Origin of the sequence: Klebsiella sp. 10-1, from assembly GCF_009758445.1 — a bacterium.
GTDB lineage: Bacteria > Pseudomonadota > Gammaproteobacteria > Enterobacterales > Enterobacteriaceae > Klebsiella > Klebsiella scottii.
Window position 1 is genome coordinate 257,564 of the sequence record NZ_WQRE01000003.1, and the last position, 23,412, is coordinate 280,975.

Genomic DNA, 23,412 nt, shown 5'->3' on the forward strand with positions numbered 1-23,412 from the left:
TCGCAAATCAATCTACAACAGCGCGAAGCCCGCCCGGCAGTCACCACGGACCTTTTGCAATGGTGAACAATATGACCGATTTAAACGCGCATGACGCCGCACCAGCCTGGCAAACCCGCGATCACCTTGATGACCCGGTGATCGGCGAACTGCGCAATCGTTTTGGCCCGGATGCCTTTACCGTTCAGCCAACCCGTACCGGCGTACCGGTAGTTTGGGTCAAGCGCGAACAGCTGCTGGAGGTGGGTGATTTCCTGAAGAAATTACCGAAACCTTACGTCATGCTGTTCGATCTGCACGGTATGGACGAACGTCTGCGTACCCACCGTGACGGGCTACCCGCCGCGGATTTTTCCGTTTTCTATCACCTGATTTCCATTGAACGCAATCGCGATATCATGCTCAAGGTAGCATTATCTGAAAACGATCTGCGCGTTCCGACATTTACCAAACTGTTCCCTAACGCCAACTGGTATGAGCGTGAAACGTGGGAAATGTTTGGCATTGATATCGAAGGCCACCCGCACCTGACGCGCATAATGATGCCGCCGACCTGGGAAGGCCATCCGCTGCGTAAAGACTATCCGGCACGCGCCACCGAATTCGACCCGTTTGAGCTGACAAAAGCGAAGCAGGATCTGGAAATGGAAGCGCTGACCTTCAAACCGGAAGAGTGGGGCATGAAGCGCGGGACCGAAAATGAGGACTTTATGTTCCTTAACCTCGGCCCGAACCACCCCTCCGCGCACGGGGCTTTCCGTATCGTTCTGCAGCTGGATGGCGAAGAGATCGTCGACTGCGTTCCGGACATCGGCTACCACCACCGCGGTGCTGAAAAGATGGGCGAGCGTCAGTCGTGGCACAGCTACATTCCCTATACCGACCGTATCGAATATCTCGGCGGCTGCGTCAATGAGATGCCGTACGTGCTGGCGGTAGAAAAACTGGCGGGTATCACCGTGCCGGATCGCGTCAACGTGATTCGCGTGATGCTCTCAGAGCTGTTCCGTATCAACAGCCACCTGCTGTACATCTCCACCTTTATTCAGGACGTCGGCGCCATGACGCCGGTGTTCTTTGCCTTTACCGATCGACAGAAAATCTACGATCTGGTCGAAGCCATCACCGGTTTCCGTATGCACCCGGCGTGGTTCCGCATCGGCGGCGTCGCGCATGACCTGCCGCGCGGCTGGGATCGCCTGCTGCGCGAATTCCTTGAGTGGATGCCTAAGCGTCTGGATTCCTACGAAAAGGCCGCGCTGCGCAACAGCATTCTGATTGGCCGTTCGAAAGGGGTGGCCGCCTACAATGCGAAAGAGGCGCTGGAGTGGGGAACCACCGGCGCTGGCCTGCGCGCGACCGGCATTGGTTTCGACGTGCGTAAATGGCGTCCATATTCAGGCTATGAAAACTTCGACTTTGAAATCCCGACCGGCGGCGGCGTTTCCGACTGCTACACCCGCGTGATGTTGAAAGTAGAAGAGCTGCGCCAGAGTCTACGCATCCTTCAGCAGTGTCTCGATAATATGCCGGAAGGGCCGTTCAAGGCGGATCATCCGCTGACCACGCCGCCGCCGAAAGAGCGCACGCTGCAGCATATCGAAACCCTGATCACGCACTTCCTGCAGGTTTCCTGGGGCCCGGTGATGCCGGCCAACGAATCCTTCCAGATGGTTGAAGCGACGAAGGGTATTAACAGTTACTACCTGACCAGCGACGGCAGCACCATGAGCTATCGCACCCGTATCCGTACGCCGAGCTATGCGCACCTGCAGCAGATTCCGGCGGCGATTCGCGGCAGCCTGGTATCCGATCTTATCGTATATCTGGGTAGTATCGATTTTGTTATGTCAGACGTGGACCGCTAATTATGCACGAAAATCAACAACCACAAACCGAGGCTTTTGAGCTGAGTGCGGCAGAGCGTGAGGCAATTGAGCACGAGAAGCACCACTACGAAGACCCGCGTGCGGCGTCCATTGAAGCGCTGAAGATCGTTCAGAAACAGCGTGGCTGGGTGCCGGACGGCGCGATCTATGCGATCGCTGACGTACTGGAGATCCCGGCCAGCGATGTCGAAGGCGTTGCGACCTTCTACAGCCAGATCTTCCGTCAGCCGGTTGGCCGTCACGTTATTCGCTACTGCGACAGCGTGGTGTGTCACATCACCGGCTATCAGGGGATTCAGGCGGCACTTGAGCAAAAGCTGAATATCAAGCCGGGTCAGACTACGTTTGATGGCCGCTTTACCCTGTTACCAACCTGCTGTCTGGGTAACTGTGATAAAGGCCCAAGCATGATGATTGATGAAGACACCCACAGTCATCTGACGCCGGAAGGAATTCCTGATTTGCTGGAGCGGTATAAATGAAAAACGTTATCCGAACTCCCGAAACGCATCCGCTAACCTGGCGCCTGCGCGATGACAAACAGCCGGTATGGCTGGATGAGTATCAAAGCAAAAATGGCTACGAGGGCGCCCGTAAGGCGCTGCTGGGCCTGGCGCCGGATGAGATCGTCAACCAGGTGAAAGACGCCGGTCTGAAAGGGCGCGGCGGCGCGGGCTTCTCCACCGGTCTGAAGTGGAGCCTGATGCCGAAAGACGAATCCATGAACATCCGTTACCTGCTGTGTAACGCCGATGAGATGGAGCCGGGCACCTATAAAGACCGCCTGCTGATGGAGCAACTGCCGCACCTGCTGGTGGAAGGCATGCTGATCTCCGCGTTTGCGCTGAAGGCGTACCGCGGCTACATCTTCCTGCGCGGCGAATATATTGAAGCGGCGGTCCATTTACGCCGCGCCATTGCCGAAGCGACCGAAGCCGGCCTGCTGGGCAAAAACATTCTCGGCACCGGTTTCGATTTCGAACTGTTCGTGCACACCGGGGCAGGGCGCTACATCTGCGGTGAAGAGACCGCGCTGATTAACTCCCTCGAAGGTCGTCGCGCCAACCCGCGCTCCAAGCCGCCGTTCCCGGCGAGCTCCGGAGTTTGGGGTAAGCCGACCTGCGTCAACAACGTTGAGACCCTGTGTAACGTCCCGGCGATTATGGCCAACGGCGTCGAGTGGTATCAGAACATTTCTACCAGCAAAGATGCCGGTACCAAGCTGATGGGCTTCTCTGGCCGGGTGAAAAATCCGGGCGTCTGGGAGCTGCCGTTTGGTACCACCGCGCGCGAAATCCTTGAGGATTATGCCGGCGGTATGCGAGACGGCCTGAAGTTCAAGGCCTGGCAGCCGGGCGGCGCGGGAACCGACTTCCTGACCGAAGCGCATCTTGATCTGCCGATGGAATTCGAAAGTATTGGCAAAGCGGGAAGCCGTCTGGGCACGTCGCTGGCGATGGCCGTTGACCACGAGATCAATATGGTGTCGCTGGTGCGTAACCTGGAAGAGTTTTTCGCCCGCGAATCCTGCGGCTGGTGTACGCCGTGCCGCGACGGTCTGCCGTGGAGCGTGAAAATTCTGCGTGCTCTGGAGCGCGGTGAAGGTCAACCGGGTGATATCGAGACACTTGAGCAACTGTGTCGATTCCTGGGCCCGGGGAAAACCTTCTGTGCGCATGCGCCAGGTGCGGTCGAACCGCTGCAGAGCGCCATTAAATATTTCCGCGACGAATTCGAAGCAGGCATTAAGCAGCAGTTCAGTAATACCCATGCTATCAACGGGATTCAGCCGAACCTGCTTAAGACGCGCTGGTGATTCCCACAACTCATTCAGGCTGTAGCAAGGCGGCAGTCTGAATGAGGAAGTGGTAACGATTTTTTTAATTTGGAAGCATGCTAATGGCTACGATTCATGTAGACGGCAAAGAATACGAGGTCAACGGAGCGGACAACCTGTTAGAGGCCTGTCTCTCTCTCGGTCTTGATATTCCATACTTTTGCTGGCACCCGGCGCTCGGCAGCGTCGGTGCTTGCCGCCAGTGTGCGGTGAAGCAATATCAAAACGCGGAAGACACGCGTGGTCGCCTGGTGATGTCCTGTATGACACCGGCATCGGACGGCACTTTTATTTCCATTGACGACGGCGAAGCGAAGCAGTTCCGCGAAAGCGTGGTTGAGTGGCTGATGACCAACCACCCGCACGACTGTCCGGTCTGCGAAGAGGGCGGTAACTGCCACCTGCAGGATATGACCGTGATGACCGGTCATAGCTTCCGCCGCTACCGCTTTACCAAGCGCACCCACCGCAATCAGGACCTGGGGCCGTTCATCTCGCATGAAATGAACCGCTGCATCGCCTGCTACCGCTGCGTACGCTACTACAAAGACTATGCTGACGGCACCGATCTGGGCGTTTATGGCGCTCATGACAACGTCTACTTCGGTCGTCCGGAAGACGGCGTGCTGGAGAGCGAATTCTCCGGCAACCTGGTTGAGGTCTGCCCGACCGGCGTATTCACCGATAAAACGCACTCCGAGCGCTATAACCGTAAATGGGATATGCAGTTCGCGCCAAGCATCTGCCAGCAGTGCTCCATCGGTTGTAACATCAGCCCGGGTGAACGTTACGGCGAACTGCGTCGTATCGAAAACCGCTATAACGGCACCGTAAACCGCTACTTCCTCTGCGACCGCGGTCGTTTCGGCTATGGCTACGTGAACCTGAAAGACCGTCCGCGTCAGCCGGTTCAACGCCGCGGCGACGATCTGATCGCCCTCAACGCCGAACAGGCGATGCAGGGCGCGGCGGATATTCTGCGCCAGTCGAAAAAAGTGATTGGTATCGGCTCGCCGCGCGCCAGCATTGAAAGCAACTTTGCGTTGCGTGAGCTGGTGGGCGCGGAGAACTTCTATACCGGCATTGCGAAGACCGAGCAGGAACGCCTGCAGATGGTGCTGAAAGTGCTGCGTGACGGCGGTATTCATACCCCGGCGCTGCGCGAAATCGAATCCTACGATGCGGTACTGGTGCTGGGGGAAGATATTACCCAAACCGGCGCCCGCATTGCTCTGGCCGTACGCCAGGCGGTGAAAGGAAAAGCGCGTGAAATGGCCGCGGCGCAGAAAGTCGCCGACTGGCAGATCGCCGCGATCCTCAACATCGGTCAGCGCGCGAAGCATCCGCTGTTTGTCACCAATATCGATGACACCCGTCTTGACGATGTCGCCGCATGGACCTATCGCGCGCCGGTTGAAGATCAGGCGCGTCTGGGCTTCGCCATTGCGCATGCGCTGGATGAAAGCGCACCGGCGGTGGAAGGCCTGAGCAGAGATCTGCAGGGCAAAATCGACGTGATCGTCCAGGCGCTGGCCGGGGCGAAGAAACCGCTGATCGTCTCCGGAACCAACGCCGGCAGCGTCGAAATTATTCAGGCGGCGGCCAACGTGGCTAAAGCGCTGAAGGGCCGCGGCGTAGACGTCGGAGTCACTATGGTGGCCCGGGCGGTGAACAGCGTCGGTCTGGGCATGATTGGCGGCGGTTCGCTGGAAGAGGCGTTAAGCGAGCTGGAAACCGGCGCCGCCGATGCGGTTATCGTGCTGGAAAACGATCTGCATCGCCATGCTTCCGCCGCGCGCGTAGACGCCGCGTTGGCTAAAGCGCCGCTGGTGATGGTCGTTGACCATCAGCGCACGGCGATTATGGACAAAGCGCACCTGGTGCTCTCTGCGGCAAGCTTCGCCGAAAGCGACGGCACGGTGGTCAACAACGAAGGCCGCGCCCAGCGCTTCTTCCAGGTTTACGACCCGGCCTACTACGATGCGAATACCGTGATGCTGGAGAGCTGGCGCTGGCTGCATTCGCTGCACAGCACCGTCGACAACCGTCAGGTTGACTGGACGCAGCTGGATCACGTGATTGACGCGGTGGTGGCTAAGCTGCCGCAGCTGGCCGGCATTAAAGATGCCGCGCCGGACGCGACCTTCCGCATTCGCGGTCAGAAGCTGGCCCGCGAACCGCATCGCTACAGCGGCCGCACGGCGATGCGCGCCAATATCAGCGTGCATGAACCGCGCCAGCCGCAGGACAAAGACACCATGTTTGCCTTCTCGATGGAAGGGAACAACCAGCCGTCCGCGCCACGCTCGCAAATTCCGTTTGCGTGGGCTCCGGGCTGGAACTCCCCGCAGGCGTGGAACAAATTCCAGGATGAAGTGGGCGGTAAACTGCGCCACGGCGATCCGGGCGTGCGCCTGATTGAGGCTTCCGCCGACGGTCTGGATTACTTCACCACGGTGCCGGAAAGCTTCCAGGCCGAAGAAGGGAAATGGCGGATTGCGCCGTACTACCATCTGTTCGGCAGCGATGAGCTTTCGCAGCGCTCGCCGGTGTTCCAGAGCCGCATGCCGCAGCCGTATCTCAAGCTTAACCCGGAAGATGCCGCGAAGCTTGGCGTCAACGCGGGAGCGATGGTCTCCTTCAGCGTTGAAGGCCATATGCTTAGCCTGCCGCTGATTATCTCTGCGGGCCTGACGGCAGGGCAGGTTGGCCTACCTATGGGCATGCCTGGCATTGCGCCGGTTCTGACCGGAGCGCGTATTGATACTCTGCAGGAGGCAAAAGCATGAGTTGGTTAACTCCGGATCTCATCGACATTCTGTTAAGCATCCTGAAGGCGGTGGTCATTCTGCTGGTGGTTGTCACCTGTGGCGCATTCATGAGCTTCGGCGAACGTCGTCTGCTCGGGCTGTTCCAGAACCGCTATGGACCTAACCGCGTGGGCTGGGGCGGTTCGCTGCAGCTCGTTGCCGACATGATCAAAATGTTCTTTAAAGAGGACTGGGTTCCGCGCTTTACCGATCGCGTGATCTTTACTCTGGCACCGGTTATCGCCTTTACCTCGCTGCTGCTGGCCTTCGCTATCGTGCCGGTCAGCCCGTCGTGGGTGGTGGCCGACCTGAACATCGGCATCCTGTTCTTCCTGATGATGGCAGGCCTGGCGGTCTACGCGGTGCTGTTTGCCGGCTGGTCGAGTAACAACAAATACTCGCTGCTGGGCGCGATGCGCGCCTCCGCGCAGACTCTGAGCTACGAAGTGTTCCTCGGCCTCTCCCTGATGGGCGTGGTGGCGCAGGCGGGATCGTTCAATATGGGCGATATCGTCAACAACCAGGCGCATCTGTGGAACGTTATCCCGCAGTTCTTCGGTTTTGTTACCTTTGCGATTGCGGGCGTGGCCGTGTGTCACCGTCACCCCTTCGACCAACCGGAAGCCGAGCAGGAACTGGCCGATGGCTACCACATCGAATATTCCGGCATGAAGTTCGGTCTGTTCTTCGTGGGTGAATATATCGGGATTGTCACCGTATCGGCGCTGATCGTCACGCTGTTCTTCGGCGGCTGGAATGGCCCATTCTTACCTCCGTTCATCTGGTTCGCACTGAAAACCGCGTTCTTCATGATGATGTTCATTTTGATCCGCGCATCATTACCGCGTCCACGTTATGACCAGGTAATGTCCTTTGGCTGGAAGGTATGCCTGCCATTAACGCTGATCAACTTGTTGGTAACGGCGGCTGTCATTCTCTGGCAGGCGCAATAAGGGGTGAATTGACCATGACCTTAAAAGAATTATTGGTGGGGTTCGGCACCCAGGTCCGCAGTATCTGCATGATCGGGATGCACGCCTTCGCCAAACGTGAAACCCAGATGTACCCGGAAGAGCCGGTATATCTGCCGCCGCGCTATCGTGGCCGTATCGTGCTGACGCGCGACCCGGACGGCGAAGAGCGCTGCGTTGCCTGTAACCTGTGTGCGGTAGCGTGTCCGGTAGGCTGTATCTCTTTGCAAAAAGCAGAGACCAAAGACGGCCGCTGGTACCCGGAGTTTTTCCGCATCAACTTCTCACGCTGCATTTTCTGCGGTCTGTGCGAAGAAGCGTGCCCAACCACGGCGATTCAGTTGACCCCGGACTTCGAACTGGGTGAATACAAGCGTCAGGATCTGGTGTACGAAAAAGAGGATCTGCTGATTTCCGGTCCGGGCAAATACCCGGAATATAACTTCTACCGGATGGCGGGTATGGCAATCGACGGCAAAGATAAGGGCGAAGCAGAGAACGAAGCTAAGCCTATCGACGTCAAGAGCCTGTTACCGTAAGGAGAGGGCAATGGAATTCGCTTTTTATATCTGTGGCCTTATCGCCATCCTCGCAACCCTGCGGGTGATCACCCACACCAATCCGGTGCACGCGCTGCTGTACCTGATTATTTCGCTGTTAGCGATTGCTGGCGTGTTCTTCTCGCTGGGCGCGTACTTCGCCGGGGCGCTGGAAATCATCGTTTACGCCGGGGCCATCATGGTGCTGTTCGTCTTCGTGGTGATGATGCTTAACCTTGGCGGCAGCGAAATTGAGCAGGAGCGTAAGTGGCTGCAGCCGGGGATCTGGATCGGCCCGGCCATCCTTTCCGCGGTGCTGCTGGTGGTTATCGTTTATGCCATCCTCGGTCTTAACGATCAGGGAATTGAAGGCAACGCGATAAGCGCGAAAGAAGTCGGTATTGCGCTGTTTGGCCCGTACGTACTGGCGGTGGAGCTGGCCTCCATGCTGCTGCTGGCCGGTCTGGTTGTTGCTTTCCACATCGGCCGCGAAGAGCGAGTCGGTGAGGTGCTGAGCAACCGCCAGAACGATAGCGATAAAAGAAAAACGGAGGAGCACGCATGATCCCCTTAACACATGGACTGATCCTCGCCGCGATCCTGTTTGTTCTCGGTCTGACGGGTCTGGTGATTCGCCGCAATCTGCTGTTTATGCTGATTAGCCTGGAGATCATGATCAACGCCGCGGCGTTGGCCTTCGTGGTTGCCGGAAGCTACTGGGGTCAGGCCGATGGTCAGATAATGTATATTCTCGCTATCAGCCTTGCGGCTGCGGAAGCGAGTATCGGTCTGGCGCTGCTGCTGCAGCTCCATCGTCGCCGCCAGAACCTGAACATCGATTCAGTAAGTGAGTTGCGTGGATGAACATGCTTTCCTTAACCATTCTTTTGCCATTGATTGGCTTTGTGCTGCTGGCCTTTTCCCGCGGGCGCTGGTCGGAAAATCTCTCCGCCACCGTGGGAATGGGATCGGTAGGCCTGGCCGCGCTGGTCACGGCCTTCGTCGGGATGGACTTCTTTGCTAACGGCAGGCAGGCGATCGGCGTTCCGCTGTGGACGTGGATGTCGGTGGGCGATTTCAACATCGGTTTTAACCTGGTACTGGATGGTCTCTCCCTGACCATGCTTTCCGTGGTCACCGGCGTTGGTTTCCTGATCCACATGTTCGCTTCCTGGTACATGCGCGGGGAAGAGGGCTACTCCCGCTTCTTCGCCTACACCAACCTGTTTATTGCCAGCATGGTGGTTCTGGTACTCGCCGATAACCTGCTGCTGATGTACCTCGGCTGGGAAGGCGTGGGCCTGTGCTCCTATCTGCTGATCGGTTTCTACTATACCGATCCGAAGAACGGCGCTGCGGCCATGAAAGCGTTTGTGGTGACCCGCGTGGGCGACGTGTTCCTCGCCTTCGCGCTGTTCATTCTCTACAACGAGCTGGGTACCCTGAACTTCCGCGAAATGGTTGAGCTGGCTCCCGCGCACTTCGAAGCCGGCAACAATATGCTGACGTGGGCGACGCTGATGCTGCTGGGCGGCGCGGTGGGTAAATCTGCCCAGCTGCCGCTACAGACCTGGCTTGCGGACGCGATGGCCGGCCCGACGCCGGTCTCCGCGCTGATCCACGCCGCGACGATGGTCACCGCGGGCGTCTACCTGATCGCCCGTACCCACGGCCTGTTCCTGATGACGCCGGAAATTCTGCATCTGGTGGGTATCGTTGGTGCGGTGACGCTGGTGCTGGCAGGTTTCGCCGCGCTGGTGCAGACCGATATCAAACGCGTGCTGGCCTACTCGACGATGAGTCAGATTGGCTACATGTTCCTGGCGCTGGGCGTTCAGGCATGGGACGCGGCGATTTTCCATCTGATGACCCACGCGTTCTTTAAAGCGCTGCTGTTCCTGTCGTCTGGTTCGGTGATCCTCGCCTGCCATCACGAGCAGAACATCTTCAAAATGGGCGGTCTGCGTAAATCGATTCCTCTGGTGTACGTCTGCTTCCTGGTGGGGGGCGCGGCGCTGTCCGCACTGCCGCTCATCACCGCAGGCTTCTTCAGTAAGGATGAGATCCTCGCCGGCGCGATGGCTAACGGTCATATCAACCTGATGGTTGCCGGTCTGGTCGGCGCGTTTATGACCTCGCTGTACACCTTCCGCATGATCTTCATCGTGTTCCACGGCAAAGAGCAGATTCACGCTCACGCGGGTAAGGGGATTACCCATCACCTGCCGCTGATTGTTCTGTTGATTCTGTCGACCTTCGTTGGCGCGCTGATTGTTCCGCCGCTGCAGGGCGTGCTGCCGCAGACCACCGAGCTTGAGCACGGCCGCGTGATGACGCTGGAAATCGTCTCCGGGATTGTGGCTATCGCCGGTATCCTGATCGCCGCATGGCTGTGGCTGGGTAAACGCACGCTGGTGACCTCCATTGCCAATAGCGCGCCTGGCCGCCTGCTCGGCACCTGGTGGTACAACGCCTGGGGATTCGACTGGTTGTACGACAAAGTGTTCGTGAAACCGTTCCTCGGCGTGGCGTGGCTGCTGAAAAGCGATCCGCTGAATTCAATGATGAACATTCCGGCTATCCTCTCCCGCTTTGCAGGTAAAGGCCTGCTGCTAAGCGAGAACGGTTATTTACGCTGGTATGTCGCGTCAATGAGCATCGGTGCGGTTGTCGTGCTGGCGCTGCTGATGGTATTGCGTTGAGTTTGTTGGCCGGGTGAGCGATTGCCGGATGGCGCTGCGCTTATCCGGCCGACAAACCCTAAAAGAATTTTAGAATTCGTTGAAAATCTGTTCCTGAGGTACAGGCGTCATCGGCGAAGTCAGACCGGAGACCGCCAGCGCAGAGCAACCGCAGCGTATAAAGTACGTGAGGATTGCGAGCGCTGCCGGAATTCGGGCTGGCGAGCGAGATAGCCTGAGCAGGAGTAAATATAAGGGACATACTCAGTTATGTTATTACCCTGGTTAATACTAATCCCCTTTATCGGTGGGTTTCTGTGCTGGCAGACTGAACGCTTTGGCGTGAAGATGCCGCGCTGGATTGCGCTGATTACCATGGGACTGACGCTGGTTCTCTCGCTGCAGCTGTGGCTGCAGGGCGGCTATTCTCTGACACAGGCCGCGGGTATCCCCCAGTGGCAGTCTGAATTTGTCATGCCGTGGATCCCTCGCTTCGGTATTAGCATTCATCTGGCTATCGACGGTCTGTCGCTGCTGATGGTGGTGCTGACCGGCCTGCTCGGCGTACTGGCGGTACTCTGTTCATGGCGCGAGATCGAAAAGTATCAGGGCTTCTTCCACCTCAACCTGATGTGGATCCTGGGCGGCGTTATCGGCGTGTTCCTCGCCATCGACATGTTCCTGTTCTTCTTCTTCTGGGAAATGATGCTGGTGCCGATGTACTTCCTGATCGCGCTGTGGGGCCATAAGGCTTCCGACGGGAAAACGCGTATCACGGCGGCTACCAAGTTCTTCATCTATACCCAGGCGAGCGGGCTGGTGATGCTGATTGCCATCCTCGCGCTGGCGTTTGTTCACTTCAACGCCACCGGCGTGTGGACCTTCAACTATGAAGATCTGCTGAAGACGCCGATGTCCCACGGCGTGGAATATGCGCTGATGCTGGGCTTCTTCATCGCCTTCGCGGTGAAAATGCCGGTTGTACCGCTGCACGGCTGGCTGCCGGACGCGCACTCCCAGGCGCCGACCGCCGGTTCCGTTGACCTCGCGGGGATCCTGCTGAAAACCGCGGCCTACGGCCTGCTGCGTTTTGCGCTGCCGCTGTTCCCGAACGCCTCCGCCGAATTTGCGCCAATCGCTATGTGGCTGGGTATCATCGGTATCTTCTACGGCGCATGGATGGCCTTCTGCCAGTACGATATCAAACGCCTGATTGCCTACACCTCCGTTTCCCATATGGGCTTCGTGCTGATTGCTATCTACACCGGCAGCCAGCTGGCCTATCAGGGGGCGGTGATTCAGATGATTGCGCACGGTCTCTCCGCTGCCGGTCTGTTTATCCTTTGCGGCCAGCTGTATGAGCGCCTGCACACTCGTGACATGCGTCAGATGGGCGGCCTGTGGAACAAAATTAAATGGCTGCCGGCGCTGTCGATGTTCTTCGCCGTGGCGACCCTCGGGATGCCGGGCACCGGTAACTTTGTCGGCGAGTTCATGATCCTGTTCGGCAGCTATAAAGTGGTGCCGGTGATTACCGTGATCTCCACCTTTGGTCTGGTGTTCGCTTCCGTCTACTCGCTGGCGATGCTGCATCGTGCCTACTTCGGTAAAGCGAAGAGCGAGATTGCGGCGAAAGAGCTGCCGGGAATGTCGCTGCGCGAGCTGTCGATTATTCTGCTGCTGGTGGTTCTGCTGGTGCTGCTGGGCTTCTTCCCGCAGCCGATTCTGGACACCTCACATGCTGCGATGAGCAACATTCAGCAGTGGTTTGTTAATTCTGTTTCTACTACAAGGCCGTAATTCGCCATGACAATAACTCCACAACAACTGATCGCACTGCTACCGCTGCTGATCGTCGGCTTGACGGTGGTGGTTGTGATGCTCTCCATTGCGTGGCGACGCAATCATTTCCTTAATGCCACGCTGTCGGTTCTCGGGCTTAACGCCGCGCTGATATCGCTTTGGTTTGTCGGCCAGAACGGCGCGATGGACGTCACGCCGCTGATCCGCGTTGACGGCTACTCCATGCTCTACACCGGGCTGGTGCTGCTGGCGAGCCTGGCGACCTGTACTTTTGCCTATCCGTGGCTTGAGGGTTACAAGGACAATAAAGAAGAGTTCTACCTGCTGGTGTTAATCGCCGCGCTGGGTGGCATTCTGCTGGCGGGCGCCAACCATCTGGCGGCGCTGTTCCTCGGTATCGAATTGATCTCGCTGCCGCTGTTCGGCCTCATCGGCTACGCTTTCCGCCAGAAACGCTCTCTGGAAGCCAGTATCAAATACACCATCCTCTCGGCCGCAGCCTCTTCTTTCCTGCTGTTCGGTATGGCGCTGGTGTACGCGAACTCCGGCAATCTCTCTTTCCTGGCCCTCGGCAAGAGCCTGGCGGATAACACCCTGCATGAGCCGCTGCTGCTGGCGGGTCTGGGTCTGATGATTGTCGGTCTGGGCTTTAAGCTGTCGCTGGTGCCGTTCCACCTGTGGACGCCGGACGTTTATCAGGGTGCGCCGGCGCCGGTATCAACCTTCCTGGCCACCGCCAGCAAGATTGCTATCTTCGGCGTGGTGATGCGTCTGTTCCTGTATATGCCGGTAGGCAATAGCGAAGCGGTGCGCATCGTGCTGGGCCTGATAGCCTTTGCATCCATTATCTTCGGTAACCTGATGGCGCTGAGCCAGACCAACATCAAGCGCCTGCTCGGCTACTCCTCGATCTCGCATCTGGGCTATCTGCTGGTGGCGCTGATCGCCCTGCAGAGCGGCGAAATGTCGATGGAAGCGGTTGGCGTCTATCTGGCCGGCTACCTGTTCAGCAGCCTTGGCGCCTTCGGCGTGGTGAGCCTGATGTCCAGCCCGTACCGCGGCCCGGATGCCGACTCGCTGTACTCCTACCGCGGCCTGTTCTGGCACCGTCCGATTCTGTCGGCGGTGATGACGGTGATGATGCTGTCGCTGGCCGGTATTCCGATGACGCTGGGCTTCATCGGTAAGTTCTACGTGCTGGCGGTCGGCGTGCACGCGCACCTGTGGTGGCTGGTTGGTGCCGTGGTGGTGGGTTCGGCGATTGGTCTTTACTACTACCTGCGCGTAGCGGTGAGCCTGTATCTGAGCGCGCCGGAGAAACTGAACCGCGACGCGCCGTCTAACTGGCAGTACAGCGCCGGCGGTATCGTGGTACTGATCTCGGCCCTGCTGGTGCTGGTACTCGGCGTCTGGCCGCAGCCGCTGATTAGCATCGTGCAGCTGGCAACGCCGCTGATGTAAAGCGTCTGCGCCTGCAAAAAAACCGCCGGTTTACAATCGGCGGTTTTTTTATGCGCGTCGGTTAACCGGGCCAGCCCGATTGAGGCGCCTGCTTAGCCGATGGGATAGACCATAAAATCTTCCGCCAGCAGGGTCTGCGGGAAGATTTCCCGGCACTCCGCCAGCAGGCGCAGGCAGCCCTGCGGGTCGTAGCGCGAGCTGAAGTGGGTGGCGATAAAGGTGCCGACGTTGGCATCGCGCGCCAGCGCCGCCGCCTGCTGGCTGGAGGAGTGCCCGCGAGCGTTCGCCTTCTCGGCCATCGCCTGCTCCAGGGTGGTCTCATGGACCATGACGTCGACGCCGCGCGCCAGTTCCAGCGCCGCCGCACAGGGTGCGGTATCGCCGAAGATGGCCAGCTTTTTGCCCGGCGTTGTCGGGCCAAGATAGCGGCGGCCATCGACGAGCCGCCCGTCGGCAAGCTCGACGCTCAGCCCCTGTTTTAGCTGCTGAAACAGCGGCCCGGAGGGGACGCCGTCGGCGATAAGACGGGCCGCGTCAAGGGCACCGGGCTTATCGTGCTCCTCAATGCGATAGCCGTAGCACTCAACCGGATGGTTTAGCGGCCAGGCGGTAACCCGATATCCGGCTTCGTCAAAGATAAGGCCGGGGCCAACTTCGACAATATCCAGCGGATAATCGGTCCACGAGCCGCTGAGGCGCAGCGCCACTTCGACAAACTCCCGCAGGCCTTTTGGCCCGTATAGGGTCAGCGGCAGCGAGTTTCCCTGCATCGAGCGGCTGCACAGCAGGCCGGGGAGGCCGAACAGATGGTCGCCGTGGAGATGGGTTATAAAAATTTTATTCAGCTTGCCGGGGTGCAGGGCGGTATGCAGAAACTGATGCTGGGTGCCTTCTCCGCAGTCGAACAGCCATACCTCCGCCGCCGTTGGCTGTTGCAAATTCAGCACGATAGACGTCATATTACGCGTACGGGTCGGCACGCCAGCGGATGTCCCCAAAAAAGTTAATTCCATCGTCCTGTGTCCTTAGGGCGTGAGTCAAAAAACAGAGTATACCCGTCATCCCTCAGGTTGCGTGCGCGTTGGCTGAGCTTGCCGTCTTCATGCCGCCGGAATGATGCAGGGCTAATTTCAATGAAGGAATAATAGATGATGATATGGCAGGATCTCCACCATAGCGAGCTGACCGTCCCGCAGCTCTATGCGCTGCTCAAACTGCGCTGCGAAGTCTTTATCGTCGAACAAAACTGTCCCTACCAGGATGTTGACGGCGATGACCTGATCGGCGAAAACCGTCATCTTCTCGGCTGGCGCGGCGATGAGCTGGTGGCCTATGCGAGGATCCTGAAAAGCGAAGAGGATTTCGCGCCGGTGGTCATTGGCCGGGTTATCGTCAGCCCGACGGTGCGGGGTGAGAAGCTCGGCTATCAGCTAATGGAAAGTGCGCTCGCCAGCTGCGCCCGCCAATGGCCGCAGAAAGCTATCTACCTCGGCGCTCAGGCGCATTTACAGCGCTTCTACGCCAGCTTCGGCTTCCAGCCGGTGACCGAGGTTTACGACGAAGACGGGATTGCGCATATCGGCATGGCCCGCGAGGCCGCAGCGGACCCGCTCCTGCCGAGGTAGCCGCAGACTATCTATACTTCCTGAATGACCGACGGGCCGCCAAAGGCCACTCCCTCATCGTGGGTACTGCTATTTTTCGCCAGGACCCCGTATAATGTGGGGTTTTTAGTCTGTGGAGGTTTGCGTGCTGTCTGTTTCCGCTGCGCTGGAAAGCTTACGCGGCTGCCTGAGCGATGAGTTCCCCGCATCGTCCGGCACGCGAATTTTCGATGTCTCGTTTCCTCTCCACGATGCGTTTGATCCCCTGCTGTGGTGCGGGCGCCAGCCTCAGTGGCCGCAGTTTTACTGGCAGCAGCGCAGCGGCGACGAGGAGCTTGCTGCGCTAGGTGCGGTGAAAACGTTCTCTTCGCTGGCCGAAGCGCAGCGTTTTTTACAGCATCAGCAGCATCAGGATCTGCGTATTTGCGGTCTGAATGCCTTCAGTCCGCAGGTCGGAGCGCTGGTGCTGCCGAGGCTGGAGTGGCGTCGGGTAGGGGGAACGGCGTCGTTGCGGCTGGTGCTGTGCAGCGCGACGTCGCTACGCGAAGATGCCCGGGCGGCGCGCGAGTTTCTGCGGACATTAACGGCGGAGCAGGCGCAGCCTGCGGCGATACCGGCCGTACTCAGCGAGCAGCACGTCCCGGAATACCCGCGCTGGCGTGAGCTTATCCTGCAGGCTACCCGGGCCATTGCGGCCGCAGAGATGGAAAAAGTCGTCCTGGCACGCGCCACGGACCTGCGGTTTGCCGCTCCCTTAGATGCCTGGTCGATTATGGCCGCCAGCCGCCGCAGTAACTTTAACTGCTTTCATTTCCTGATGGCCTTTAACCCTCAGCAGGCGTTTTTCGGCTCAACGCCGGAGCGGCTGTGGCGTCGGCGCGGAACGCTGCTGCGTACCGAGGCGCTGGCGGGTACCGTCGCCGGCCATGCTGACGATCGCCAGGCGCGGGCGCTGGCCGACTGGTTAATGCAGGATGATAAAAACCAGCGGGAAAACATGCTGGTGGTGGAGGATATTTGCCAGCGAATGCAGGGCGAAGCGCAGATGCTGGAGGTGCTGCCGCCGCAGGTGGTGCGCCTGCGCAAGGTGCAGCATCTGCGGCGCTGCATCTGGACTGAGCTGAATTCATCCGATGACGCCCGCTGCCTGCGCCAGCTGCAGCCTACGGCGGCGGTCGCCGGGCTGCCGCGGCGGGCGGCGCTGGACTTTATCAGCAAAAATGAACCCTTTACCCGCGAATGGTACGCCGGTTCCGCCGGCTATCTGTCGCTGGCGCAAAGCGAATTCTGCGTGGCGCTGCGCTCGGCGAAGGTGGAAAACGACATCCTCAGGCTGTATGCCGGCGCCGGTATCGTCAGCGGTTCCGAGCCTGAACAAGAGTGGCAGGAAATTGAAAATAAAGCCGCGGGGCTGCGTTCGTTGCTGCTGAGAAAAATGTAGATAAACGACGCATATCAATACTCCATCACTTTGTATTACCTATACTTAGCCTCAATATTTGATATCGGACAATTTCATGTCAGTAAGCGCATTTAACCGACGCTGGGCGGCGGTGATCCTTGAAGCATTAACCCGCCACGGCGTGCAGCATATTTGCATTGCGCCGGGGTCGCGCTCGACGCCTTTAACGCTGGCAGCTGCGGAAAACCGCGCATTGATTCCCCATACTCATTTTGACGAACGCGGGCTCGGCCACCTGGCGCTGGGGCTGGCGAAGGCCAGCAGGCAGCCGGTGGCGGTCATTGTCACCTCCGGTACCGCCACGGCCAATCTCTATCCGGCATTGATTGAGGCCGGGCTGACCGGCGAGAAGCTGATTCTGCTCACCGCCGACCGGCCGCCGGAGCTGATCGACTGCGGCGCTAACCAGGCGATCCGCCAGCCGGGCATGTTCGCATCGCATCCGTCCGAAACCCTCTCTTTGCCGCGTCCGTCGCAGGATATTCCCGCGCGCTGGCTGGTTTCAACCATCGACCAGGCGCTGGGTGCGCTGCATTCCGGCGGCGTACACATTAACTGTCCGTTCGCCGAGCCGCTGTATGGCGATATGGACGATACCGGCGTGAGCTGGCAGCAGCAGCTTGGGGACTGGTGGCAGAGCGATACGCCCTGGCTGCGTCAGTCGCTGCATCTTGCAAGCGAAAAGCAGCGCGACTGGTTTTTCTGGCGACAAAAGCGCGGCGTCGTTATTGCCGGGCGCATGAGCGCCGCCGAAGGCGTACAGGCCGCCGCGTGGGCGAAAATGCTCGGCTGGCCGCTGATTGGCGACGTGCTTTCGCAAACCGGGCAACCGCTGCCCTGCGCCGATTTATGGTTGGGCAACGGGAAAGCGGTCAGCGAGCTGGAGCAGGCGCAAATCGTTATCCAGCTGGGCAGCAGCCTGACCGGAAAACGCCTCCTGCAGTGGCAGGCGAGCTGCGAGCCGGAGGAGTACTGGCTGGTCGATAATTTACCCGGGCGTTTAGATCCGGCCCAGCACCGCGGCCGCCGTCTGGTCTGCCCGGTGGGGGAGTGGCTTGAACTGCATCCGGCGGAAAAACGCCAGCCCTGGGCAACGACGCTGCCGGTTCTCGCGCAGCAGGCCTGGCAGGCGACGGTGGAAAGCAGCGAGCGCTTCGGCGAGGCCCAGCTGGCCCACCGTATTCATCGCTATCTGCCGGAGCAGGGGCAGCTGTTTGTGGGCAATAGCCTGGTGGTGCGCTTAATTGATGCGCTATCGCAGCTGCCGGCAGGCTATCCGGTCTACAGCAACCGCGGCGCCAGCGGTATTGACGGCCTGCTGGCAACCGCCGCCGGCGTACAGCGGGCCAGCGCTCGCCCTCTGCTGGCTATCGTTGGCGATCTTTCCGCGCTCTACGATCTTAATTCGCTGGCGCTGCTGCGCCATGCCTCGGCTCCGCTGGTGCTGATTGTCGTCAACAATAACGGCGGCCAGATCTTCTCTCTGCTGCCGACGCCGCAGGACGAAAGGCGCCAGTTTTATTTAATGCCGCAGGACGTCAACTTCGGGCATGCTGCGGCGATGTTCGATCTCAACTACAGCCGCCCGGGCAGCTGGAACGAGCTGGAGACGGCGCTGTCCGACGCGTGGCGCATCCCTGGCGCGACCGTGATTGAGCTGGTGGTGAACGAAACCGATGGCACCCATACTTTGCAGCAGCTGCTGGCGCAGGTGAGTCATCTATGAGCCTGCACGCCGAGTGCGAACGCGGCCAGGCCAGTGAACCCTGGCTGATTTTTTTACACGGTTTTTCGGGCGACAGTCGTGAATGGCAGCCGGTCGGCGAAGCGTTTAGCGCCCGCTCGCGCCTGTATATCGACCTGCCGGGCCACGGCGGTTCCCGTGATATTCAGGTAGCTGATTTTGCCGATGTCTGCCGGCTGCTGCAGGAGACGCTGGATAGTTACAGCATCCTTAACTACTGGCTGATTGGCTACTCCCTCGGCGGCCGCATCGCGATGGCCTTTGCCAGCCAGCCGCGCGACGGGCTGTGCGGGCTGGTCGTGGAGGGCGGTCATCCGGGACTACGCGACGATAGCGATCGCCTGCTGCGTCGCCGGAGCGATGCGGCCTGGGCCGAACGCTTTCGCCGCGAACCGCTGCCCCAGGTCTTTGCTGACTGGTACCAGCAGCCGGTTTTCGCCTCGCTGGATGCGCAGCAGCGAGCGGCCTTAATCGCATTACGCAGCCGCAATCATGGCGAAAATCTTGCCGCCATGCTGGAGGCGACGTCGCTGGCGGTCCAGCCCGATCTGCGCCCGGCATTACGAGCCTGCCGCTTTCCTTTTCACTATCTTTGCGGCGCGCGCGATGAAAAATTCCGCGCGATAGCGGGCGATTTAGCCGCGACGATACACGTTATTCATCATGCCGGGCACAACGCGCATCGGGAAAATCCCGCGGCGGTAACCGCTTGCCTGGCACAGTTTTTAGCAAGTTAACTAAAGGACATTCTATGATCTCTCTTGATGAAGCCATGCTCTACGCCCCGGTTGAATGGCACGATTGTTCCGAAGGCTATACCGATATTCGTTACCAAAAATCGACGGATGGTATTGCTAAAATCACCATTAACCGCCCACAGGTGCGTAATGCATTCCGCCCGCTGACCGTAAAAGAGATGATTCAGGCGCTGGCGGATGCCCGCTATGACGACAACATCGGCGTCATTATCCTGACCGGCGAAGGGGATCTGGCGTTCTGCGCCGGCGGCGACCAGAAGGTGCGCGGCGACTACGGCGGCTATCAGGACGATTCCGGCGTGCATCACTTGAATGTGCTCGATTTCCAGCGTCAGATCCGCACCTGTCCGAAACCGATCGTCGCAATGGTCGCCGGCTACTCCATCGGCGGCGGCCACGTGCTGCATATGATGTGCGACCTGACGATCGCCGCGGAAAACGCCATCTTTGGTCAGACGGGTCCCAAAGTGGGCTCCTTCGACGGCGGCTGGGGCGCAGCCTATATGGCCCGCATCGTTGGTCAGAAAAAAGCGCGTGAAATTTGGTTCCTGTGCCGCCAGTACGATGCGCAGCAGGCGCTGGATATGGGGCTGGTCAACACCGTCGTCCCGCTGGCAGAGCTGGAAAAAGAGACCGTTCGCTGGTGTCGCGAAATGCTGCAAAACAGCCCAATGGCTCTGCGCTGCCTGAAAGCGGCGCTGAACGCCGACTGCGATGGTCAGGCGGGTCTGCAGGAGCTGGCGGGTAATGCCACCATGCTGTTCTACATGACCGAAGAAGGTCAGGAAGGGCGCAACGCATTTAATCAGAAGCGTCAGCCGGACTTCAGCAAATTTAAACGGAATCCGTAATGCGCCGGGCGCAGGTTTACCGCTGGCAGATACCGATGGACGCGGGCGTGGTGCTGCGCGAACGGCGGTTAAAAACCCGTGACGGGCTGTTTGTCCATCTCCAACACGGCGAGCGCGAAGGCTGGGGGGAAGTTTCTCCTCTGCCGGGATTTAGCGAAGAAACGTTGGAAGAGGCGCAGGCTGCGCTGCTGGCGTGGGCGACAGCCTGGCGTCAGGGGCAGGATCTCCCTTTTCCTGCGCAGCCCTGCGTGGCGTTCGGGGTCAGCTGCGCGCTGGCTGAGCTGAAGAACGAACTGCCGCAGGCGGCAGATTATCGCGCCGCGCCGCTGTGCTCCGGGGATCCGGATGAACTGTTTGCCAGGCTCGCAGCGATGCCGGGCGAGAAGGTCGCCAAGGTCAAAGTGGGCCTGTATGAGGCGGTACGCGACGGGATGGTCGTAAATCTGCTGCTGGAGGCGATCCCTGAGCTGCGGCTGCGTCTGGACGCCAACCGGGCGTGGACGCCGCTCAAAGCGCAGCAGTTCGCCAAATATGTGCAGCCGCAGTATCGGGATCGCATCGCTTTCCTCGAAGAACCGTGCAAAACCCGCGATGATTCCCGCACTTTTGCGAAACAAACCGGTATTACCATTGCCTGGGATGAGAGCCTGCGCGAAGCCGATTTTTGCTTTCAGGCCGAGGAGGGGGTAGGGGCGGTGGTGATTAAGCCAACCCTTACCGGTAGCCTGCAAAAAGTGCAGGAACAGGTTGCCGCCGCCCACGCTCTTGGGCTGACGGCGGTCATCAGCTCCTCGATTGAATCGAGTCTCGGGCTGACGCAGCTGGCGCGTATTGCGGCCTGGCTAACGCCGCAGACCATTCCGGGCCTTGATACGCTGACGCTGATGCAGACTCAGCTGGTGCGCCCGTGGCCTGCAAGCGCGCTGCCGTGCCTGTCAACGGATGCGCTGGAGCCGCTGCTGTGATCTTTCGCGACTGGCCGTGGCGCCACTGGCGTCAGCGGCGGGGGGACGCGTTCGCTCTGCGGCTGAACGACGATAGCCTGACCTGGCAGCAGCTGTGCGAGCGGGTCGATGCGCTGACGGCGGGGTTCGTGGCTCAGGGCGTAGGTGAAGGCGATGGCGTTATTCTGCGGGCCTACAATCAGCCGGCGGCGCTGCTGGCGTGGCTGGCGCTGCTGCAGTGCGGCGCCAGGGTGCTGCCGCTTAATCCGCAGCTGCCGTCGGCCATGCTGACGCAGCTGTTACCGTCCCTCGATGTCCATCATCTGCTGGCGCTTAGCGGCGACGATCTCGCCCTCGGCTATCCGCGGCTGGTTATGCAGGCTGTCGCCGGCGACCGCAGGCTGGCCTGGAGTGAAGATCGTCTGGCTTCGATGACGCTGACCTCCGGTTCTACCGGGCTGCCGAAGGCCGCGGTGCATACTTTCCGCGCTCATCTTGCCAGCGCCCAGGGAGTGCTGGCGATGATCCCGCTGGCGGCGGACGACGACTGGCTGCTTTCCCTGCCGCTGTTTCACGTTTCGGGGCAGGGTATTCTCTGGCGCTGGCTGCTGGCCGGATCGCGTCTGACGGTGCGGGAAAAGCGGCCGTTAGAACAGGCTCTTCAGGGCTGCAGCCACGCGTCGCTGGTGCCAACGCAGCTGTGGCGGCTGCTCAATGGCGATGCGCAGGTATCGCTGAAGGCCGTTCTTCTGGGCGGGGCGGCAATTCCCGTCGAACTCACCGAGCAGGCCCGGGCTAAAGGCATCCGCAGCTGGTGCGGGTATGGCCTGACCGAATTTGCCTCGACGGTGTGCGCCAAAGAGGCCGATGGCGAGGCGGATGTCGGGCAACCTTTGCCCCGGAGGGAGCTGAAAATTATCGACGGCGAGGTTTGGCTGCGCGGAGACAGCATGGCGGCAGGCTACTGGCGCGATGGAGAACTGGTGCCGCTGGTTAACGAGCAGGGCTGGTTTGCAACGCGCGATCGCGGCGAGCTGCGTAACGGTAAGCTGGTGATTGTCGGGCGTCTGGATAATCTCTTTTTCAGCGGCGGTGAGGGGATACAGCCGGAAGAAGTTGAACGGGTGATTATGGCTCATCCGCAGATCCGCCAGGCGTTCATCGTGCCATTGGATGATGCCGAGTTTGGCCAGCGTCCGGTGGCGGTGGTAGAAGGCGACGCGGGCTGCGATATGGCGGAGTTAGCGGCCTGGGTAGAGGATAAGCTGGCGCGCTTTCAGCAGCCGGTACGTTGGCTGGCGCTGCCCGAAACGCTGAAAACCGGCGGCATAAAGATCTCGCGTCGGGCGTTACGCGAGTGGGTCAACGCGCATCGGGAAGATTGCGCTTAGAGCGGCGGATAACTATCGCCAGTGAACCTTTGAATCATCTTTTGATGAAGAGATTGAATACGTTTTTATGATTGCAGTGATGCCGCTCATACTCATCAGGGCGAACTTTCATCGGCAAAATTCGCGGTAGCGCATTGCTCGGGCTAAGTTATTCTCAGCCCGGCGGCGCGGAATCTGCTTTCTGGCTGTGGGTTAAAAATCAGAGCAGTCCTTTCAGCGATAACGTCTTTCGCGTGGCGACGTTCAGATCGTAGCGCGGCAAATCCTCGACGCTGACCCATGCATAATCCTGAAACTCTTCGTTAATGGTGACTTCTCGGTTGGCGCTGACGCAATCAAAAATCAGGTAGATCATATAGATCTCCTCCTGCCGGCCATCGCTGTAGGTTTTGACCCGCACGTCGTCGCTGAAGGTCCAGGGCGTAATGCTCGTCAGCCGCAGCGCCTCACCCAGCTCTTCGCGAATTTCGCGTCTCAGGGCCTCCTCAATGCGCTCGCCAGGCTCCACTCCGCCGCCGGAAAGCGCCCACTGGCCGGGAAAAACGCCGCGATCGTCGGCCATCCTGCAGAGCAGATAGCGCCCCTCATTTTGAATCAGCGGGCAGACAATAGTCCTTTGGCGCATGGTTATCTCCTTTGGGTGAACGGTTAGCAAAGCATCTGGCTG

General features: G+C 59.5%; 20 protein-coding genes. 18 read left to right on the forward strand and 2 right to left on the reverse strand.

Annotation, left to right across the window (positions count from 1 at the left end; all coding sequences use genetic code 11):
• The first annotated feature begins 59 nt into the window (after window positions 1-59).
• The 11 genes from nuoC to nuoN all read left to right on the forward strand — a co-directional run bounded on the left by nuoC (window position 60) and on the right by nuoN (window position 13,991).
• Window positions 60-1,868, forward strand: coding sequence for an NADH-quinone oxidoreductase subunit C/D (gene nuoC, locus GO007_RS13225; RefSeq protein ID WP_095100570.1), 1,809 nt, complete (start codon window positions 60-62; stop codon window positions 1,866-1,868).
• A 2-nt stretch (window positions 1,869-1,870) separates the two neighbouring features.
• Window positions 1,871-2,371 carry an NADH-quinone oxidoreductase subunit NuoE gene (nuoE, locus tag GO007_RS13230; protein WP_041146562.1) on the forward strand — a complete coding sequence of 167 codons (501 nt, stop codon included), beginning with the start codon at window positions 1,871-1,873 and terminating at the stop codon, window positions 2,369-2,371.
• The gene (gene nuoF / locus GO007_RS13235; RefSeq protein WP_095100572.1) at window positions 2,368-3,705 is read left to right on the forward strand and encodes an NADH-quinone oxidoreductase subunit NuoF; all 1,338 of its coding nucleotides are present in this window, start codon (window positions 2,368-2,370) and stop codon (window positions 3,703-3,705) included. The genes nuoE and nuoF overlap by 4 nt, the downstream gene beginning before the upstream one ends.
• Window positions 3,706-3,788: 83 nt before the next feature.
• Window positions 3,789-6,515: an NADH-quinone oxidoreductase subunit NuoG gene (nuoG, locus tag GO007_RS13240; RefSeq protein ID WP_095100574.1), complete on the forward strand. Its 2,727-nt coding sequence runs from the start codon at window positions 3,789-3,791 to the stop codon at window positions 6,513-6,515.
• The gene (gene nuoH, locus GO007_RS13245) at window positions 6,512-7,489 is read left to right on the forward strand and encodes an NADH-quinone oxidoreductase subunit NuoH (RefSeq protein ID WP_041146559.1); all 978 of its coding nucleotides are present in this window, start codon (window positions 6,512-6,514) and stop codon (window positions 7,487-7,489) included. Before nuoG ends, nuoH begins: the two co-directional genes overlap by 4 nt.
• 14 nt (window positions 7,490-7,503) lie before the next feature.
• Window positions 7,504-8,046: an NADH-quinone oxidoreductase subunit NuoI gene (gene nuoI / locus GO007_RS13250; RefSeq protein WP_015365590.1), complete on the forward strand. Its 543-nt coding sequence runs from the start codon at window positions 7,504-7,506 to the stop codon at window positions 8,044-8,046.
• A 10-nt stretch (window positions 8,047-8,056) separates the two neighbouring features.
• On the forward strand, window positions 8,057-8,611 hold the full coding sequence (gene nuoJ / locus GO007_RS13255; protein WP_095100576.1) for an NADH-quinone oxidoreductase subunit J: 555 nt from the start codon (window positions 8,057-8,059) through the stop codon (window positions 8,609-8,611).
• Entirely contained in the window at window positions 8,608-8,910 is a 303-nt protein-coding gene (nuoK, locus tag GO007_RS13260; RefSeq protein ID WP_002913148.1) for an NADH-quinone oxidoreductase subunit NuoK, read from the forward strand. The genes nuoJ and nuoK overlap by 4 nt, the downstream gene beginning before the upstream one ends.
• Window positions 8,907-10,748, forward strand: a complete 1,842-nt coding sequence (gene nuoL, locus GO007_RS13265; RefSeq protein WP_095100578.1) for an NADH-quinone oxidoreductase subunit L — start codon at window positions 8,907-8,909, stop codon at window positions 10,746-10,748. Before nuoK ends, nuoL begins: the two co-directional genes overlap by 4 nt.
• A 249-nt stretch (window positions 10,749-10,997) precedes the next feature.
• On the forward strand, window positions 10,998-12,527 hold the full coding sequence (nuoM, locus tag GO007_RS13270; protein ID WP_095100580.1) for an NADH-quinone oxidoreductase subunit M: 1,530 nt from the start codon (window positions 10,998-11,000) through the stop codon (window positions 12,525-12,527).
• A gap of 6 nt (window positions 12,528-12,533) precedes the next feature.
• Window positions 12,534-13,991 carry an NADH-quinone oxidoreductase subunit NuoN gene (gene nuoN, locus GO007_RS13275; RefSeq protein ID WP_095100582.1) on the forward strand — a complete coding sequence of 486 codons (1,458 nt, stop codon included), beginning with the start codon at window positions 12,534-12,536 and terminating at the stop codon, window positions 13,989-13,991.
• Between the two features lie 92 nt (window positions 13,992-14,083).
• Here the strand turns inward: nuoN and rnz are convergent, their stop codons facing one another.
• Window positions 14,084-15,004, reverse strand: a complete 921-nt coding sequence (rnz, locus tag GO007_RS13280) for a ribonuclease Z (protein WP_095100584.1) — start codon at window positions 15,002-15,004, stop codon at window positions 14,084-14,086.
• 135 nt (window positions 15,005-15,139) lie between these two features.
• Here rnz and GO007_RS13285 point away from each other — a divergent pair, with 135 nt between their 5' ends.
• The 7 genes from GO007_RS13285 (at window position 15,140) to menE (ending at window position 22,745) form a co-directional block, all read left to right on the forward strand.
• Complete coding sequence (locus tag GO007_RS13285) at window positions 15,140-15,616, forward strand: GNAT family N-acetyltransferase (RefSeq protein ID WP_095100586.1); 477 nt, start codon at window positions 15,140-15,142, stop codon at window positions 15,614-15,616.
• Window positions 15,617-15,740: 124 nt separating this feature from the next.
• Window positions 15,741-17,036 carry an isochorismate synthase MenF gene (menF, locus tag GO007_RS13290; protein WP_095100588.1) on the forward strand — a complete coding sequence of 432 codons (1,296 nt, stop codon included), beginning with the start codon at window positions 15,741-15,743 and terminating at the stop codon, window positions 17,034-17,036.
• 76 nt (window positions 17,037-17,112) lie between these two features.
• The gene (gene menD, locus GO007_RS13295) at window positions 17,113-18,783 is read left to right on the forward strand and encodes a 2-succinyl-5-enolpyruvyl-6-hydroxy-3-cyclohexene-1-carboxylic-acid synthase (RefSeq protein ID WP_095100590.1); all 1,671 of its coding nucleotides are present in this window, start codon (window positions 17,113-17,115) and stop codon (window positions 18,781-18,783) included.
• Complete coding sequence (menH, locus tag GO007_RS13300) at window positions 18,780-19,538, forward strand: 2-succinyl-6-hydroxy-2,4-cyclohexadiene-1-carboxylate synthase (RefSeq protein WP_095100592.1); 759 nt, start codon at window positions 18,780-18,782, stop codon at window positions 19,536-19,538. Before menD ends, menH begins: the two co-directional genes overlap by 4 nt.
• A gap of 14 nt (window positions 19,539-19,552) precedes the next feature.
• Window positions 19,553-20,410: a 1,4-dihydroxy-2-naphthoyl-CoA synthase gene (gene menB, locus GO007_RS13305; protein WP_095100594.1), complete on the forward strand. Its 858-nt coding sequence runs from the start codon at window positions 19,553-19,555 to the stop codon at window positions 20,408-20,410.
• Entirely contained in the window at window positions 20,410-21,375 is a 966-nt protein-coding gene (menC, locus tag GO007_RS13310; protein ID WP_095100595.1) for an o-succinylbenzoate synthase, read from the forward strand. The genes menB and menC overlap by 1 nt, the downstream gene beginning before the upstream one ends.
• Window positions 21,372-22,745, forward strand: coding sequence for an o-succinylbenzoate--CoA ligase (gene menE, locus GO007_RS13315; protein ID WP_095100597.1), 1,374 nt, complete (start codon window positions 21,372-21,374; stop codon window positions 22,743-22,745). The genes menC and menE overlap by 4 nt, the downstream gene beginning before the upstream one ends.
• Before the next feature lie 199 nt (window positions 22,746-22,944).
• On the opposite strand, the gene nudI is transcribed toward menE, so the two are convergent.
• A complete protein-coding gene (gene nudI, locus GO007_RS13320; RefSeq protein ID WP_095100599.1) occupies window positions 22,945-23,370 on the reverse strand; it encodes a nucleoside triphosphatase NudI in 426 nt (141 codons plus the stop codon).
• Window positions 23,371-23,412 lie beyond the last annotated feature (42 nt).

Bases quoted from the DNA above. Each gene is read 5' to 3' on its own strand.
- GO007_RS13285 (WP_095100586.1), top strand. From the start codon at position 15,140: ATGATGATATGGCAGGATCTCCACCATAGCGAGCTGACCGTCCCGCAG.
- nuoJ (WP_095100576.1), top strand. From the start codon at position 8,057: ATGGAATTCGCTTTTTATATCTGTGGCCTTATCGCCATCCTCGCAACC.
- rnz (WP_095100584.1), bottom strand. From the start codon at position 15,004: ATGGAATTAACTTTTTTGGGGACATCCGCTGGCGTGCCGACCCGTACG.
- nudI (WP_095100599.1), bottom strand. From the start codon at position 23,370: ATGCGCCAAAGGACTATTGTCTGCCCGCTGATTCAAAATGAGGGGCGC.
- nuoN (WP_095100582.1), top strand. From the start codon at position 12,534: ATGACAATAACTCCACAACAACTGATCGCACTGCTACCGCTGCTGATC.
- nuoL (WP_095100578.1), top strand. From the start codon at position 8,907: ATGAACATGCTTTCCTTAACCATTCTTTTGCCATTGATTGGCTTTGTG.
- nuoG (WP_095100574.1), top strand. From the start codon at position 3,789: ATGGCTACGATTCATGTAGACGGCAAAGAATACGAGGTCAACGGAGCG.
- nuoM (WP_095100580.1), top strand. From the start codon at position 10,998: ATGTTATTACCCTGGTTAATACTAATCCCCTTTATCGGTGGGTTTCTG.
- nuoK (WP_002913148.1), top strand. From the start codon at position 8,608: ATGATCCCCTTAACACATGGACTGATCCTCGCCGCGATCCTGTTTGTT.
- menB (WP_095100594.1), top strand. From the start codon at position 19,553: ATGATCTCTCTTGATGAAGCCATGCTCTACGCCCCGGTTGAATGGCAC.
- nuoI (WP_015365590.1), top strand. From the start codon at position 7,504: ATGACCTTAAAAGAATTATTGGTGGGGTTCGGCACCCAGGTCCGCAGT.
- menD (WP_095100590.1), top strand. From the start codon at position 17,113: ATGTCAGTAAGCGCATTTAACCGACGCTGGGCGGCGGTGATCCTTGAA.
- nuoE (WP_041146562.1), top strand. From the start codon at position 1,871: ATGCACGAAAATCAACAACCACAAACCGAGGCTTTTGAGCTGAGTGCG.
- nuoF (WP_095100572.1), top strand. From the start codon at position 2,368: ATGAAAAACGTTATCCGAACTCCCGAAACGCATCCGCTAACCTGGCGC.
- menH (WP_095100592.1), top strand. From the start codon at position 18,780: ATGAGCCTGCACGCCGAGTGCGAACGCGGCCAGGCCAGTGAACCCTGG.
- nuoH (WP_041146559.1), top strand. From the start codon at position 6,512: ATGAGTTGGTTAACTCCGGATCTCATCGACATTCTGTTAAGCATCCTG.
- menC (WP_095100595.1), top strand. From the start codon at position 20,410: ATGCGCCGGGCGCAGGTTTACCGCTGGCAGATACCGATGGACGCGGGC.
- nuoC (WP_095100570.1), top strand. From the start codon at position 60: ATGGTGAACAATATGACCGATTTAAACGCGCATGACGCCGCACCAGCC.